The sequence below is a fragment of the Caballeronia sp. LZ034LL genome, from assembly GCF_031451215.1.
Classification (GTDB): Bacteria; Pseudomonadota; Gammaproteobacteria; order Burkholderiales; family Burkholderiaceae; genus Caballeronia.
The window spans coordinates 156760-172126 of the sequence record NZ_JARUXR010000002.1 but is presented as its reverse complement, the minus strand read 5'-3'; the positions used below and the strand labels follow the sequence as shown (position 1 = coordinate 172126).

Genomic DNA, 15367 nt, shown 5'->3' with positions numbered 1-15367 from the left:
CATCATCGAACAAGTTCCCGACAGAAGCCCCGTCGGCATGCGGTTTGCGCCGCACGGCTTGTCTGCGGTTCGGTATCCCGCGCTTTGGTTCACGACTTTCGGAGAGCTTCCCATGACCACCACCGTCGGTGATTTTCTGATCGACCGCCTGCATGCCTGGGGCGTGCGCCGCATCTATGGCTATCCGGGCGATGGCATCAACGGCGTGTTCGGCGCCCTCAATCGCTCGAAGGGCAAGATCGAGTTCATCCAGGCGCGTCATGAGGAAATGGCGGCCTTCATGGCGTCGGCGCACGCGAAGTTCACCGGTGAGCTGGGCGTGTGCATCGCAACGTCAGGCCCGGGCGCGGCGCATCTGATCACCGGTCTCTATGATGCCCGGCTCGATCACATGCCCGTCCTCGCGATCGCCGGCCAACAGGCGCGCGCCGCGCTCGGCGGTCACTACCAACAGGAAGTCGATCTCCCCGCGCTGTTCAAGGACGTCGCCGGCGCGTTCGTGCAACAGGCGAGCGTGCCCTCGCAGATCCGGCATCTGGTGGATCGCGCGGTGCGCATTGCGCTGTCCGAACGCAAGGTAACCGCGCTCATCCTGCCCAACGACCTTCAGGATCTCGACTACGAGCCGCCCGGCCGCAAGCACGGTACGCTGCATTCGGGCGTAGGCTATCGCGCGCCGAAGACCGTGCCTTATGACGAAGACCTGCAACGCGCAGCCGACGTCCTCAACGCGGGCAAGAAGGTGGCGATCCTCGTCGGCGCAGGCGCGCTCGAGGCCACCGACGAAGTCATCGCCGTGGCGGACAAGCTCGGCGCGGGCGTCGCGAAGGCGCTGCTCGGCAAGGCCGCGCTGCCCGACGACCTGCCCTTCGTGACGGGCTCGATCGGCCTGCTCGGTACGGAGCCGAGCTACAAGATGATGATGGAATGCGACACGCTGCTGATGATCGGCTCGGGCTTTCCGTATGCGGAGTTCCTGCCGAAGGAAGGCGCGGCGCGCGGCGTGCAGATCGACCTCAAGGCGGACATGTTGAGCATCCGCTATCCGATGGAAGTGAACCTTGTCGGCGACAGCGCCGAGACGCTGCGTGCCCTGCTTCCGCTGTTGCAGCAGAAGACCGAACGCGGCTGGCGTGACGACATCGAAGGCTGGGTAGCGAGCTGGTGGAAGACGCTGGAAAAGCGCGCGATCGAACCGGCGAAGAGCGGCGTGAATCCGCAGCGCACCGTGTGGGAGCTGTCGCCGCGCGTGCCGTCGAATGCGATCGTCACGAGCGATTCAGGCTCCGTCGCGAACTGGTATGCGCGCGACCTGAAGGTGAAGCGCGGCATGCTGTGCTCGCTGTCGGGCGGGCTCGCTTCGATGGGCGCGGCCGTGCCCTATGCGATCGCCGCGAAGTTTGCGCATCCGGAGCGGCCCGTGATCGCGCTCGTTGGCGACGGCGCCATGCAGATGAACAACATGGCCGAACTCATCACGGTGGCGAAATACTGGAAGCAATGGAGCGATCCGCGCTGGATCTGCATGGTGCTCAACAACGAGGATCTGAACCAGGTCACATGGGAACAGCGCGTGATGGAAGGCGACCCGAAGTTCGAGGCGTCGCAGGACATTCCTTCGGTGCCTTATCACAAGTTCGCGGAGATGATCGGGCTGAAAGGCATCTACATCGATGACGCCGAGCGCATGGCCGCCGTATGGGACGAAGCACTGGCTGCGGACCGGCCGGTGGTGATCGAAGTGAAGGCCGACCCGAATGTGCCGCCGCTGCCGCCGCACATCACGATACAGCAGGCGAAGGCCTTCGCGACCACGCTGATGAAGGGCGACCCGAGCCAGGCCAACGTGATCGTCGATACGGCGAAGCAGGTGCTCGGCGCGGTGTTGCCGGGACACAAGGACAAGTGATCCATGCAGCTGTCGAAGCGTGAGGCGCCGATCGAAACGATCCGTGCGCGCGCCTACACCATTCCCACCGACAAGCCCGAAGCCGACGGCACCTTCACCTGGGACGCGACGACGCTGATCGTCGTGGAGATCGTCGCGGCGGGCAAGACGGGCCTCGGCTATACCTACAGCGATGCGAGCGTCGCGAAGATGATCGAAGCCACGCTCGCGCCTGTGCTGCAGGGTGAGGACGCATGGCACATCGACGCCCTGTGGCAGCGCCTGCAACAGCGCGTGCGCAACATCGGTCGCTCGGGCGCCGCAGCCACCGCAATCTCCGCGCTGGACTGCGCGCTGTGGGACGTCAAGGCCCGGCTGCTCGACATGCCGCTTGCGCGTCTGCTCGGCATGGTGCGCACACGGGTGCCGCTATATGGCAGCGGCGGCTTCACCACCTATAGCGACGACGAGATGCGCGAGCAACTCACGCGCTGGGTGCATGAGGACGGGTGTCGCTGGGTCAAGATCAAGATCGGCAGCGAGCCCGCGCGCGATCCGCATCGCGTGGCGGTGGCGCGTGAGGCCATCGGTGCGCAGGCGGGCCTGTTCGTCGATGCAAACGGCGCGCTGACGCGCAAGCAGGCGCTGCATTGCGCGCAGATCTTCGCGGAGCAGGCGGTCGAATGGTTCGAGGAGCCGCTGTCATCGGACGATATCGCCGGGCTCGCCTCGCTGCGCGGCGTGCTGCCCGCGCGCATGGAGCTGGCGGCGGGCGAATACGGCTACACGTTGGACGACTTCCGCGTGCTGCTCGACAACGCGGCGGTGGATGTGCTGCAGGCCGACGTGACGCGCTGCGGCGGCATCACCGGCTTCCTGCGTGCAGCCACGCTGTGCGATGCGTTTCATCTACCGCTATCGGCGCACTGCGCGCCGGCGATGCATCTGCACGTCGCCTGCGCCGCGCCGCGTCTGCGGCATCAGGAATGGTTCCACGATCACGTGCGCATCGAGCAGATGTTGTTCGACGGCGCACCCCGCGCGCTGGACGGCGCCATCGCGCCGGACCTGTCGCGGCCCGGCTGCGGGCTCGAATTCAAATATACGGATGCACACCGGTACGCGGTGTGAAGCACACGGGGCACGGCATGAAGCAATTCACGGCAGGCAATCTGGCAGTGGCGGCCGGGCTCGCGGCGGCGGGCGCCGCTTTCATCGGCATGAGGTCGAACCGGCGCGCGGCGCCCGTGCAGACCCATATCGACACGGCGCGCAGTTTTAATCGCAGCTCGGCGCTGCTCGCGCTCTCCGTGCTTGCGGACAGCGCAATGGAACATTACCGCGGCTCCTATGACAACCCCGCGATGGTCACGCCGCTCGTGGTCTCCGCGCTGTCGTTGCTCGCGGGCGTGCACGGCGGACGCGATCACGAGCCGCAGCGGCATCCGGTGCGCGATTCTGTGTATCTGGGCGCGGCGCTCGCGGGCGTCGCGGGCACGGGCTTCCATCTGTACAACATCACGAAGCGTCCCGGCCAGTGGAGCTGGCATAACCTCTTCTACGCCGCGCCCATCGGCGCGCCGATGGCGTTGCTGCTGTCAGGCGCGCTCGGCGCGGCAGCGGAGCGCCTGCGCGACGAACCGCAACACGAGCCGCGACTCTTCGGCCTGCCCGCCGGGCAGGCGCTGGCGCTGCTGACGAGTGCGGGACTGATCGGCACAGTGGGCGAAGTTGCGTTGCTGCATTTTCGCGGCGCGTTCCAGAACCCCGCCATGTATGCGCCCGTCACCATTCCGCCGCTTGCCTCCGCGCTGCTGCTGCACACCGCGCTCGCCACGCCGCGACCGCGCTGGTTCACCCGCCTCTGGCTTCGCATGACGGCGGCGCTCGGTGTCATTGGCGTGGGCTTCCATGCGCGCGGTATCGCCCGCAATCAGGGCGGCTGGCGCAACTGGAGCCAGAACCTGTTCAACGGTCCACCGCTGCCTGCGCCGCCGAGCTTTTCCGCACTCGCGCTCGCGGGCCTCGCTGCGCAGCGTTTGCGGGAGACCGAGCGATGAACCTGCCCCGCTATCCCGGTTATGACGTGACGGACAAGCGCGATACGCCGTCATGGGACGACGTTACGCGCGGCGTGATCGACGAACGGCTCGCAACGCCCAAGGAGCCGCGCTTCCTCGATGCCGTCGAATGGCGCGCGCTGACAGCGCTGTGCGCGTGCATCGTGCCGCAGGATCATGAACGCGAACCCGCGCCGCTGCCCGCGCTGATCGATGCAAAGCTCGTCAGGGACGTCGGCGATGGCTATCGCGACGCCCGTCTGCCGATGCTGCGCGACGCGTGGCGCATCGGTCTCGCCGCGCTCGACGCGGAAAGCCGCGCGCGCCATGAACTGCCGTTCGCGAGCATCGACGCAGCCGGCCAGCGCACGCTCTTGCTCGACATGCAGCACGGCAATCTGCACAGCGACGCGTGGCGCGGCATGCCGCCCGCCCTGTTCTTCGCGATGCGCGTGCTGCACGACATCTGCGGCGCGTACTACTCGCATCCGCGGGCATGGAGCGAGATCGGCTTCGGTGGCCCGGCGAATCCACGCGGCTATGTGCGCATGGTGTTCGACCGCCGCGATCCCTGGGAAGCCGCCGAAGCGAAGCCCGGCACGGAAGCGCGTGCGCTGAAGGAGAATCGCCGTGTCCGATGATCCGCAGCAGGTTCCGCGCGGCAAGCATGGCCGCGCGCCCGATGTTTTCCATCAAGGCGCATGGCTGCCGATGCGTGAATACGATGAGAGCGAGGAAGTGGACTTCGCGATTGTCGGGACGGGCGCGGGCGGCGGCACGCTGGCCTGCCGTCTCGCCGAGAAAGGTTTCAGTGTGGTGGCCTTCGACGCGGGCGCGTGGTGGCGTCCGCTCGAAGAGTTCGCCTCGGACGAGACGCATCAGTCGAAGGTCTTCTGGACCGACGAACGCATCTGCGACGGCGACGATCCGCTTCGCCTCGGCAACAACAACAGCGGCCGTGCGGTGGGCGGCAGCACCGTGCACTTCGCGATGGTGTCGCTGCGCTTTCGGCCGGAGTGGTTCAAGGCGCGGTCGCTGCTCGGCTATGGCGCGGACTGGCCGCTCGACTGGCGCGAAATGTGGCGCTATTACGCGGAGGTCGAGCAGGCGCTGAAAATCGCGGGCCCCGTCACGTATCCATGGGGACCGAAGCGGCCGCGCTATCCGTATCGACCGCACGAACTGAATGCGGCCGCGCTCGTGCTCGCGCGGGGCTGTGAGGCGCTCGGCATGGACTGGACGCCCACCCCGCTCGCCACGCTTTCCGCGCCGCGCGGCGATGCCCATCCGTGCGTGTATCGCGGCTTCTGCGTGTCGGGCTGCGCAACCAATGCGAAGCAGAGCGCGCTCGTCACGTGGATCCCGCGCGCCGTGCAGGCGGGCGCCGAGATCCGCGATCTCGCGATGGTCGGCCGCATCGTCATGGGCGACGATGGCCGCGCTCAAGGCGTCGAGTATTTCCGCGAGGGTCGCTGGAGGTTCCAGAGGGCACGCAACGTCGTGGTCGCGGGCTATGCGATCGAAACGCCGCGCCTGTTGCTGATGTCCGCCACCGACCGTCATCCCGACGGCCTTGCCAACAGTTCGGGCCTCGTCGGCAAGAACCTGATGGTGCAATTGAACCAGGCCGCGTGGGGCACGATGGAAGAGGAAGTGCGCTGGTACAAGGGCCCGCCCTCGCTCTCGATGACGGAGCACTGGAATTACGAGGACAAGGGCAAGGACTTCTTCGGCGGCTATTGCTACATGAGCCAGGGGCCGCTGCCGGTGGCATGGGCCTCGGTGCAGAACGGGCGCGGGCTGTGGGGCCAGCCGCTGGTCGACGAAATGCGCAAGTACAACCATCAGGCGGGGCTGAAGATCGTCGGCGAAACGATGCCGCAGGAGCGCAACCGCGTGACGCTCGCCGATCAACGCGACCAGTACGGCCTGCCGGTTGCGCGCGTCACCTATTCGCTCTGCGACAACGACAGGCGCATGGTCGCGCATGCGCTCGGCACCATGAGCACCGCGCTCGAAGCCGCGGGCGCGCGCGAGGTCTGGCGGCAGGATGACGATACCTGTCATCTGAACGGCACCGCGCGCATGGGCGATGATCCCGCGACGAGCGTCGTCGATGCCGACTGCCGCAGCTGGGATATAAAAAACCTGTGGATATGCGACGGCTCGGTGTTTCCGACCGTCGGCGGCGTGAATCCGTCCCTGACGATTCAGGCCGTCGCGTTGCGCACGGCGGACCGCATCGAGGCGCTGGCGGCGCGCGGGGAGCTTTGACCGAAGGGAGAGCACGCGATGAACACGCTCGATATCGACCGTCTGCGGCCCACGCAGATGACGCACGGCGAACGCCAGATCAGGCAGAAAGCCGAGGCTTATCGGGCACTGCATGCACGCGACCTGAAGATGGCGATCGCGGAGAAGCCCATCGCCATCGTGCTGGGTCCTGATGAAGTGCCGTATGTGATCGACCATCATCATGTCGCGGGCGCGTTGCTGCTCATCGGTGTGACGCGCGTGCCGTTCGTGCTGCTCCGTGATTTCTCGTCCCTGTCCTCTGCCGAGTTCTGGCTGACGCTCGAGAACCGCTCCTGGACTTATCCCTACGATGCCGCGCGCCGCCGGGTCGCGTTCGAGGACATGCCGCACCGGCTGGCCGATGCGCAGAACGACGAATTCCGCAGCCTCGCCGCCTTCGTGCGCGACGCGGGCGGCTATGACAAGATCGATGTCCCGCTCGCGGACTTTCGCTGGGCGGACTTCTTTTACGCGCGTCTGCCCTGCCCCGCGAACGACGCGGACTTCGACGCCCTGCTCCAACCCGCGCTTGCACTGGCCCACAGCCCGAAGGCCGCGGGCCTGCCCGGCTTCATAGGGGATGCGCGGCGATGAAGTTCTTGAACGCCGCATACTCCGGCTTCTGCGTCGTGCCGTCGTTCAGCATGACGCCGTAAGGACCCTGACCGGTCGGCGGGTCGTCGTAAAGCTCGTACATCTGCAACGACTCGATATCGTATTGCGGCGCGATGGAAAGCAGCGTGCCGAGCATGTCGCTGGACAGGAACGTCGCAGCCTGATCCTGCGTGCCGGGAAAGTCGGGACGGATGCCAACTTCGTTGATCCAGATCGGCTTGCCGAACGACGTGAGCGTGCCGATCACGTCATAGCAACCGGAGCCGCCGCACGCATGGCGCATGTCGCCCTGTTCCGAATACCAGTGCCATGCGGTGATGTCCCACGTCACGACCGGATGTCCGCCGGTGCCGTCCGGCTGCGTGCCGCTGGCGAGCATCTGGTCGAAGCCATAGTGCATCCAGGTATTGCCGCCGATGATGATCTTCCCCGCCGGATCCACCGACTTGATGCCGGCAATCATCCCGCGAATGATGCCGCGCGCGATCTGGAAGCACTGGTTGTCGTAGTCGGTGCTGTGCACGCCATCCACCCAGCCGACGAGACATTGCGGCGCCAGTTCGTTCGTCACTTCGTAGTACGCGTACTTCTGCACGCCGACAATCTGCTGCGCCAGCGTGTACGACTTCTGATAGGCGGTGTCCTCGTCGGTGAAGTCCTTCACGACTTGCAGCAGCACCGGATAGACCGTCACGCCGGAGGGCAGCATCATCTGCGCGACGCTTGCGAGCTTCACCGCATCGGCCTGGCTTGAGACATCGTTGCGATACATCGAGACGTTGAGATCCTTCAACTGCGCAAGCTGCTGTTGCGGGCTGGAAGTGGCGTAGGCATCGGCGGCGTTCACGTGGCCGTTCATGCCGTAGAAGATGCTGCTGGACGGTGCGATGACGGCTGCGGGGGCGCTGGCGGTAGTGGCCGCGGGTGATGAGGCGGGAGTAGAAGCCGAAGCCGGCGTAGAAGAGGCCGTCTGATTACCGCCGTTGCTTCCGCTACCACCGCCACCGCATGCGCTCAGTGCGACGGTGACCGCAATCACGCATGCAACCGATAACGATGGAAGGCGACGAGTTTGTTTTGGAGTGGGGAGAACCGTAGAAAGCAGAGATGTCATGCGCATGAGTGAAGGCGGGAACCTCGTGATGGCGGTGTATGAAAGCGCCTGACGGACGCCTATTCGACTGAATGAAAGGACGCTTGCGGCCCGTCGCATGGGAACGCGATACATCAGAGAAGTTCAACCCGATTCGGTGTAGAAAAGGCACCGTGCGGTGGTAAGCAAATCGTTGGGATCACGGATTGCTCCAGGTGGACAAACGCCAGACTCAACGGCATTGGGTTCAACACATTCATTCTTGTCGGGAGACGGCCACGGATGCCTGCCACGCACTACGCGAACCATCGTGCCGGGCGGCTCATTCGTACCACTCGCGCTGTGTCGGCCGGGTTGCTCACGCTCGCCTGCCAGGCAAGCGCCCACGCCGATGCACCGCTGAACTACTTCCTTCACGCCGATGGCCCCGCCGCCGCACCCACCATGCGACTCGGCTGGGCGCTTGCTGCGTTGGCCGTCGTCGTGGCGGTGATCGTCAGCGTGCTCTTGATCGGCGGCATCTTGCGCAAGCGTCCGCCGCCCACCGAACACGGCGCACGCCATGTGCAAGGGGAAGGCGGCGGGCTGCACTGGGTATGGATTGGCACGGGCATATCCTCGGTCGCGCTGTTCGCCGCGCTCGCCTATGTGCTGGTCACGCTGGAATCGGTCGCCTCACCGCACAAGCCGCCCGCGCTGACGCTCTCCGTCACCGCCTATGACTGGTGGTGGAAGATCGACTATGCCGGCGACCCGGCAGTGACCACGGCCAACGAGATTCATATCCCTGTCGGCGAGCCGGTGAAGATCGAACTGCGCAGCGCGGACGTCATCCACGCGTTCTGGGTGCCGCGTCTTGCGGGCAAGACCCAGACGATACCGGGCGTCGTCAACGAGCAATGGATACAGGCCGACAAGCCGGGGATCTATCGCGGGCAATGTTCGCAATTTTGCGGGGCACAGCATGCGCACATGGCGTTCGAGGTGGTCGCCGAGCCGCGCGCGCAATTCGACGCCTGGTACGCAAAGCAAGCCCTGCCGCACGACGCGGCCACGAACCTGAGCGCCGGAGCCAGGCTGTTCGACGATAAATGCGCGGGCTGTCACGCCATCCGCGGTTCGGATGCGAACGGCAAGCAGGCGCCCGACCTCACGCACCTGAACTCCCGCAGGCTGATCGCGGCCGGCTTGCTGCCGAACACGGCAGAGAACCAGCTCGACTGGATCCAGCATGCGCAGCGCATCAAGCCGGATTCGCTGATGCCCTCGATTGCGCTCAGCCCGGCGGATGCCGCCGCGCTGTCCGCCTACCTTCGCACACTGCAATGACCGAACCCGCCACCTCTCCTCCGCCATTGCGGCGCTCACTCACGATAGGCCGCGTCGAACCCGGCAGCGCCGACGAACGCGCCCTGCGCGCGCTGTGGGAAACGCCGCCCGGCTGGCGCGGCTTCTTCTCGACGGTCGATCACAAAAGCATCGGCCTGCGTTACCTCATCACGGCCTTCGCGTTCCTGCTGGCAGGCGGCGTGGAGGCGCTCGTGATGCGCGTGCAACTCGCGCGGCCCGACACAACGCTCCTGACACCCGAGCAATACAACCAGCTCTTCACGATGCACGGCGTCACGATGATCTTTCTCTACGCGCTGCCCGTGCTGTCCGGCTTCTCCAACTATCTGTGGCCGCTGATCCTCGGCGCGCGCGACATGGCGTTTCCGCGTCTCAACGCGCTGTCCTACTGGATCTTCCTGTTCGCCGGACTGTTCCTCTACGCAAGCTTTCCGTTCGGCGAAGCGCCCAATGCAGGCTGGTTCAACTATGCGCCGCTCGCGGGACTGACCTATAACACCGGTCCCAACATCGACGTCTATGCGCTCGGCATGGTCCTGCTCGGCATCTCGACGACGGTCGGCTCGATGAACTTCGTCGTCACGTTCCTGCGCATGCGCGCGCCGGGCATGTCCATCGACCGCGTGCCGGTGCTCGTGTGGGGCACGCTCACCGCGTCGGGCGGCAATCTGCTCGCGGTGCCTTCCGTCAGTCTTGCGTTCTTCCTGCTGTGGCTGGACCGGCGCATCGGCACGCATTTCTTCGACGTGGTGAACGGCGGCCGCGCGCTGCTCTGGCAGCATCTGTTCTGGATCTTCGCGCACCCGTGGGTCTACGCGGTCGTGCTGCCCGCCATGGGCATCGTCTCCGATGCACTGCCCGTGTTCTGCCGTCGTCCGTTGGTGGGCTATCTGCCCGTCGCGCTCTCGACGGTGGCCACCATGGTCGTCGGCTTCGTCGTCTGGATCCACCACATGTTCGCGACCGGCATTCCGGCGCTTGCGCTGTCGTTCTTCGGCGCGGCCAGCATGGTGATCGCGATTCCTAGCGCGGTCGCCACCTTCGCGTGGATCGCGACCATCTGGACCGGCAGGCCGGTGTTCCGCGTACCGTTCCTGTACTTCGCAGGCTTCGTGTTCCTGTTCGTGATCGGCGGACTGTCGGGCGTGCTCACCGCCGCCGTGCCGCTCGACTGGCAACTCACCGACACGTATTTCGTCGTCGCGCACCTGCATTACGTCTTGCTGGGCATCAACGTATTTCCGGTCATCGGCGGCATCTACTTCTGGTTTCCGAAGTTCACCGGACGCATGATGAGCGAACGCATCGGACGCATCGGCTTCTGGATCCTGTTCGTGGGCTTCAACGTCGCGTTCTTTCCGATGCACATCGCCGGTCTGCTCGGCATGCCGCGCCGCATCTACACGTATGCGCCCGACATGGGATGGAATACCGTCAACATGATCACGTCGATAGGCGCCTTCCTGTTCGCGGCCGGCGTGCTCGTGTTCATGTGGGACCTCGTCTACAGCCTGCGGCGCGGGCCGGTTGCCGGAGACAACCCGTGGGACGCGCCGACGCTCGAATGGTCGACGTCGTCCCCGCCGCCGCCGTATAACTTCGCCGTCGCGCCGCGCATTGCGAGCCGTCATCCACTGTGGGAAGCGCGCATTGCAGGCCGCGCACAATCGCAGCTTGCACAGGGCTATGTGTTGAATCAGGGACGCGAGGCGCTCGGCACCAGCGTGCTCGATGGCGACCCCGACGTCATCCTCAAGATGCCCGAAGACTCCTATGCGCCGTTCTGGCTGGGCGCGGCATCGCTGCTGTTCTTCGCGGGGCTCGCCTTGCAGGCGTGGTGGTTCGCGGGCCTCTCGCTGCTCGGATGCGGCGCGGCGATCGTCGCATGGCTATGGCCGCAACGCGAACTCGGTCAGCGCGACGACGCGCCTCACGCGGAGGCCGCATCATGAGCGAACTCGCGGAAGCCTTGCCGGAACGCGCGAACCTGCCCGTCGGCAGTCCGGGGCAGCGCTCGGGCGGCTGGTGGGGATGTCTCACGCTGGTCGCGACCGAAGCCGCGTTGTTCGGCTATCTGATCTTCTCGTATCTCTATCTCGCCTCTCAAACCACCGAACGCTGGCCACCCGAAGGCATGCCGAAACTCGGGCTCGGCATCGTGAACACCGGCATTCTTCTGAGCAGCAGCGTCTTTGTATGGGCTAGCGAGCGCTTCGTGCGCAAGGGACGGCGCGGCATGGGCGTGCTGATGCTCGTCATCGCGATTGCGCTGGGCGCGGCGTTCGTCACGATCCAGATGAAGGAATGGGCCGATCATCCCTATGGCCTGACAACGCATCTGTACGGCTCGCTATATTTCACGATCACCGGCTTTCACATGATGCACGTGCTGGTAGGGCTGATCGTCCTCGCCTTCCTGCTGCTGTGGACCGCGCTCGGTTACTTCGACCGGGCGAGATCGGCGGCGCTCAGTATCGGCGGGCTGTACTGGCATTTCGTCGATGTCGTGTGGCTCTTCATCTTCGCGACGCTTTATCTGTCGCCCTATGTGCTGGCGCGATGACATCCGATCAACACCCCGCGCGCCCCGGTGGCCTATCGCTGACGCTCGGCCTGCTGCTCGCGCCGTTCGCATGGATGACGCAGACGACGCTCGGCCAGACCCTGTCAGCGTGGGGTTGCTTTCCGCATCAGCGGCCCGTGCATGCGCCCGCGCTGCCGTGGCTCGAACAAGGACTCGCGATGACGGCGCTGGGGGCGCTGGTGATCGGCGGTGCGGGCGGCGTCATCGCATGGCGCAACTGGCGGCGCACGGGGCAGCTTGCGTCAGAACTCAAGCAGCAGGGCTCGATCGACCGGCATGCCGCGCGCGATGCCTTCATTGCGCGTGCGGGCGCGCTGGCGAGTGCGCTGTTCGTGTTCGCGCTGATCGCCACCGATCTCGCGTGGCTGCTCGTCTCGCCCTGCGGAGGACGGTGAACTCATGATCCGCCGCCTTCTATCCATATGCCTGACGTTGTTCGCGTGTGCGCCATGGGTCCATGCGCAGACGCCGGACACGTCGCCGGGGCTCGTCGCGCGCGGCGACTATCTCGCCCGCGCCGCCGACTGCGCCGGTTGCCACACCGCCGCCCCGGTGCCGGGCAAGCCTCAGCCGCATCCCTTCGCGGGCGGCCTGCCGATGGGCTCGCCTTTCGGCACGATCTGGTCCAGCAACATCACGCCCGATCCAGTGCATGGGATCGGACGCTATAGCTATGAGGATTTCGCGCGCGCGCTGCGCAAGGGCGTAGCGTCGGGCGGCAAGCATCTTTACCCGGCGATGCCCTATCCATCGTTCTCGAAGATCAGCGACGACGACTTGCATGCGCTCTACGCCTACTTCATGCATGGCGTTGAACCGGTAGCGCAGGCCGCGCCCGAAACGAAACTGCCGTTCCCGTTCAACCAACGCTGGGCCCTGACCTTCTGGAACTTCGCCTTCGCGCCGGACAAACCCTTCGTTGGCGATCCGAAGCGCGACGCGCAATGGAACCGGGGCGCGTATCTGGTGCAATCGCTCGGCCATTGCGGCGCGTGTCATACGCCGCGCGGCCCGGCCTATGACGAACTCGGCTACACGGACGGGTCGCCGGCCTATCTCACAGGCGGCACCAACGATCACTGGCATGCACCGAACCTGACCGGCCTGAAAGGCGCGGGACTGGGCCGCATCTCGGCGGCGGACCTTGCCGCCTTTCTCAAGACCGGCCATGGCGCGGGCCTGGCCACCTTCGGCGCCATGGTGCAGGTTGTCGAGGACAGCACGCAGTATCTCGACGATCAGGATCTGCAGGCCATCGCCTCGTATCTGAAGAGTCTGCCTGCGCACGGCGAAGGGGGCACCTACGATGATCATTCGCGCGAAGCCCGCCAGAGCGTCGCAGCGCTGCACACGGGTGAGCAGGAGCGGCCCGGCGCGGGACTCTATCAAGGTACCTGCGCGCGCTGCCATCAGGCCGACGGCATGGGCGTTCCGCTCAAGTACCCCCGTCTGGCCGGCAATCCGGCGGTGCTGTCGCAGAAGCCGGATTCGCTCGTGCGGCTCGTGTTGCAGGGCGGACGGGCGCCGTCCACGGTACATGGCCCCGAACCGAAGAAGATGCCCGCGTTCGCTGACCAGCTCACCGACACGGAGATAGCCCGCGTGCTGACCTTCGTGCGCTCGACGTGGGGCAATAACGCGCCGCCGGTCACGACGCGCGATGTCAGGACGATGCGCGAAGCGGTGGGAGGCGGCTCGACACACTGAGCCGCGCGCCAAGGCACAGCCATTGCGCCTGGCGAATGACCTGAACGACCGACACGCGATGATGCAGAAGCCTCCCCGACGCCTGCTCGTGATCTCCCCACATCTCGACGACGCCGTTTTCAGTTGCGGCGCGCTGCTCGCTGCGGAAACCGATGCGTTGGTCTGCACGGTGTTCGCCGGAACGCCCGAGATACCGATGGTGACCGGCTGGGACACGGAGTGCGGTTTCAGCGACGCTCACCAAGCCATGGAAGCACGTCGCGCCGAGGACATTGCCGCGCTGGCAATACTCGGCGCACGCGCCAAGCATCTCTCGTTCCTCGATTCGCAATACGCGGAGGACGGCGCACAAACGATGCAAGCCATCGCTGACGCGCTCGCCGATGTGATCCACGCGGGTCGTCATGACGCTGTCGTGATCCCCGCAGGCCTGTTCCACTCCGACCATGAACTCGTGCACCGCGCCGCCCTCGCCGCCTGCATGGCCGATGCATCGCGGCCCTGCATCGCGTATGAAGATGGCTTGTACCGGCGCATGGACGGGCTCGTGCAGCAGCGCCTGGCAGCCCTCCAAAGCGACGGAATAGGAGCCACGCCCTGGCTCGAAACCATCGATGTGGCGGGCCTGCCTGGCCATATGGAAGCGAAGCAGCGCGCCGTGCAATGTTATGCGAGCCAGTTGAGAGCGTTCGGTCCGCACGGCTATGACGACGTGCTCGCACCCGAACGCTTCTGGACCTTGCGGACGAAGCATCGCGATGCGTGAACCTGCAATGCTTGCCGATTCCGCGGGCGCACGTCTCACCGTGGTCGTGCTGACCTATAACCGTGCCGATCAGGTGCTCGACACGCTCGCAAGAGTTACCGCGTTGCCTGATCCCATCCACATCGTAGTGGTCGATAACGCTTCCTCTGACGGCACCGCTGAACGCATCGTGGCCGAATTTCCGGAAGTCGAACTCGTCGTCGCGCCGGGCAACCTCGGCGCGGCGGGACGCAATCTCGGCGTAGCACGCGTGCAGACCGAATACGTTGCCTTCTGCGACGACGACACCTGGTGGCACGCCGGATCCCTCTCGCGTGCCGTCGACATCCTCGATGCGGCGCCGCGCGTCGGCGTGCTGAATGCGCGCGTGGTGGTGGGCGAGCACGGCGCGACCGACGAAACCTGCGAACGCATGCGCGCCAGCCCCTTGCCGCACGATGGCTTGCCGGGGCCTGCGCTGATCGGCTTCATGGCGGGCGCCTGCGTGTTCCGCACCAGCGTATTCCGGCAGACGGGCGGATACGAGCCACGGCTGTTCATCGGCGGCGAGGAAACGCTCATGTCGCTCGATGTGCTGAGCGCAGGCCACGAGATCGTCTATGCAGACGAACTCGTCCTCCATCATCATCCCTCCCCGCTTCGCGACAGCGCCCAGCGGCGCAAGCTCCTGGCGCGCAACGCAGCCTGGGTCGCATGGATGCGCCTGCCCTGGCGCGAAGCGATCATGACGACCCGCGATGCGTTTCGCACCTTGCGCGCGGAAGCATCGCTGTTGCGCGATCTGCCTGAACTTCTTCGCGGCATCGCGTGGGCCGCCGCAAGACGCCGCGTCATCCCTTCACGCGTCCAGGAAATGCGTCGCATCGTCCGCGACGATGATCTGCGCCAAGCGGTTGAAACTTCATCCCGCCACGCATTCCGTTTTACAAGCGATTCGTAAAAGCGCGTTCGCTGTGCAACGCACCCAACGATATTCGGTTCGTCTCCATGCGAACCGCAGATCGTTTCA

At 65.6% G+C, this 15367-nt stretch carries 14 protein-coding genes; 13 read left to right on the top strand and 1 reads right to left on the bottom strand.

The genetic code is table 11. The features are described 5' to 3' along the window. Positions 1-112: 112 nt before the first annotated feature. From QCE83_RS15170 to QCE83_RS15145, 6 genes are read left to right on the top strand one after another with little or no spacing between them, the layout of a single operon-like run. The gene (locus QCE83_RS15170; RefSeq protein WP_309812191.1) at positions 113-1909 is read left to right on the top strand and encodes a thiamine pyrophosphate-requiring protein; all 1797 of its coding nucleotides are present in this window, start codon (positions 113-115) and stop codon (positions 1907-1909) included. 3 nt (positions 1910-1912) lie between these two features. After that, entirely contained in the window at positions 1913-3019 is a 1107-nt protein-coding gene (locus tag QCE83_RS15165; RefSeq protein WP_309812188.1) for an enolase C-terminal domain-like protein, read from the top strand. 17 nt (positions 3020-3036) lie between these two features. After that, complete coding sequence (locus QCE83_RS15160) at positions 3037-3948, top strand: hypothetical protein (RefSeq protein ID WP_309812186.1); 912 nt, start codon at positions 3037-3039, stop codon at positions 3946-3948. Next, complete coding sequence (locus QCE83_RS15155) at positions 3945-4589, top strand: gluconate 2-dehydrogenase subunit 3 family protein (RefSeq protein ID WP_309812183.1); 645 nt, start codon at positions 3945-3947, stop codon at positions 4587-4589. Before QCE83_RS15160 ends, QCE83_RS15155 begins: the two co-directional genes overlap by 4 nt. Further along, on the top strand, positions 4579-6222 hold the full coding sequence (locus QCE83_RS15150; protein ID WP_309812180.1) for a GMC family oxidoreductase: 1644 nt from the start codon (positions 4579-4581) through the stop codon (positions 6220-6222). Before QCE83_RS15155 ends, QCE83_RS15150 begins: the two co-directional genes overlap by 11 nt. An 18-nt stretch (positions 6223-6240) precedes the next feature. Then, positions 6241-6837, top strand: a complete 597-nt coding sequence (locus tag QCE83_RS15145) for a ParB/Srx family N-terminal domain-containing protein (RefSeq protein ID WP_309812176.1) — start codon at positions 6241-6243, stop codon at positions 6835-6837. Here QCE83_RS15145 and QCE83_RS15140 read toward each other — a convergent pair. Further along, positions 6815-7717, bottom strand: coding sequence for a lipopolysaccharide biosynthesis protein (locus QCE83_RS15140; protein WP_309812173.1), 903 nt, complete (start codon positions 7715-7717; stop codon positions 6815-6817). The two genes, QCE83_RS15145 and QCE83_RS15140, sit on opposite strands and share 23 nt — an antisense overlap. A 516-nt stretch (positions 7718-8233) precedes the next feature. Between QCE83_RS15140 and coxB the strand changes: the two genes are divergently transcribed. From coxB to QCE83_RS15105, 7 genes are read left to right on the top strand one after another with little or no spacing between them, the layout of a single operon-like run. Next, entirely contained in the window at positions 8234-9280 is a 1047-nt protein-coding gene (coxB, locus tag QCE83_RS15135; RefSeq protein WP_309812171.1) for a cytochrome c oxidase subunit II, read from the top strand. Further along, positions 9277-11253 (top strand): cytochrome c oxidase subunit I, encoded by a 1977-nt coding sequence (gene ctaD / locus QCE83_RS15130; RefSeq protein ID WP_309812168.1) that lies wholly within the window; start codon positions 9277-9279, stop codon positions 11251-11253. Before coxB ends, ctaD begins: the two co-directional genes overlap by 4 nt. Then, complete coding sequence (locus tag QCE83_RS15125; protein WP_309812165.1) at positions 11250-11864, top strand: cytochrome c oxidase subunit 3; 615 nt, start codon at positions 11250-11252, stop codon at positions 11862-11864. The genes ctaD and QCE83_RS15125 overlap by 4 nt, the downstream gene beginning before the upstream one ends. Further along, entirely contained in the window at positions 11861-12280 is a 420-nt protein-coding gene (locus QCE83_RS15120) for a hypothetical protein (protein ID WP_309812162.1), read from the top strand. Before QCE83_RS15125 ends, QCE83_RS15120 begins: the two co-directional genes overlap by 4 nt. A 4-nt stretch (positions 12281-12284) precedes the next feature. Next, entirely contained in the window at positions 12285-13592 is a 1308-nt protein-coding gene (locus tag QCE83_RS15115) for a cytochrome c (RefSeq protein ID WP_309812159.1), read from the top strand. 58 nt (positions 13593-13650) lie between these two features. Further along, the gene (locus QCE83_RS15110; RefSeq protein WP_309812156.1) at positions 13651-14358 is read left to right on the top strand and encodes a PIG-L family deacetylase; all 708 of its coding nucleotides are present in this window, start codon (positions 13651-13653) and stop codon (positions 14356-14358) included. After that, positions 14351-15298 (top strand): glycosyltransferase, encoded by a 948-nt coding sequence (locus tag QCE83_RS15105; RefSeq protein WP_309812154.1) that lies wholly within the window; start codon positions 14351-14353, stop codon positions 15296-15298. The genes QCE83_RS15110 and QCE83_RS15105 overlap by 8 nt, the downstream gene beginning before the upstream one ends. Positions 15299-15367: the final 69 nt, after the last annotated feature.

Coding starts and splice junctions, on each gene's coding strand:
- QCE83_RS15120 (WP_309812162.1), top strand. CDS start 11,861: ATGACATCCGATCAACACCCCGCGCGCCCCGGTGGCCTATCGCTGACG.
- QCE83_RS15105 (WP_309812154.1), top strand. CDS start 14,351: ATGCGTGAACCTGCAATGCTTGCCGATTCCGCGGGCGCACGTCTCACC.
- QCE83_RS15140 (WP_309812173.1), bottom strand. CDS start 7,717: ATGAACGGCCACGTGAACGCCGCCGATGCCTACGCCACTTCCAGCCCG.
- coxB (WP_309812171.1), top strand. CDS start 8,234: ATGCCTGCCACGCACTACGCGAACCATCGTGCCGGGCGGCTCATTCGT.
- ctaD (WP_309812168.1), top strand. CDS start 9,277: ATGACCGAACCCGCCACCTCTCCTCCGCCATTGCGGCGCTCACTCACG.
- QCE83_RS15145 (WP_309812176.1), top strand. CDS start 6,241: ATGAACACGCTCGATATCGACCGTCTGCGGCCCACGCAGATGACGCAC.
- QCE83_RS15115 (WP_309812159.1), top strand. CDS start 12,285: ATGATCCGCCGCCTTCTATCCATATGCCTGACGTTGTTCGCGTGTGCG.
- QCE83_RS15165 (WP_309812188.1), top strand. CDS start 1,913: ATGCAGCTGTCGAAGCGTGAGGCGCCGATCGAAACGATCCGTGCGCGC.
- QCE83_RS15170 (WP_309812191.1), top strand. CDS start 113: ATGACCACCACCGTCGGTGATTTTCTGATCGACCGCCTGCATGCCTGG.
- QCE83_RS15110 (WP_309812156.1), top strand. CDS start 13,651: ATGATGCAGAAGCCTCCCCGACGCCTGCTCGTGATCTCCCCACATCTC.
- QCE83_RS15155 (WP_309812183.1), top strand. CDS start 3,945: ATGAACCTGCCCCGCTATCCCGGTTATGACGTGACGGACAAGCGCGAT.
- QCE83_RS15125 (WP_309812165.1), top strand. CDS start 11,250: ATGAGCGAACTCGCGGAAGCCTTGCCGGAACGCGCGAACCTGCCCGTC.
- QCE83_RS15160 (WP_309812186.1), top strand. CDS start 3,037: ATGAAGCAATTCACGGCAGGCAATCTGGCAGTGGCGGCCGGGCTCGCG.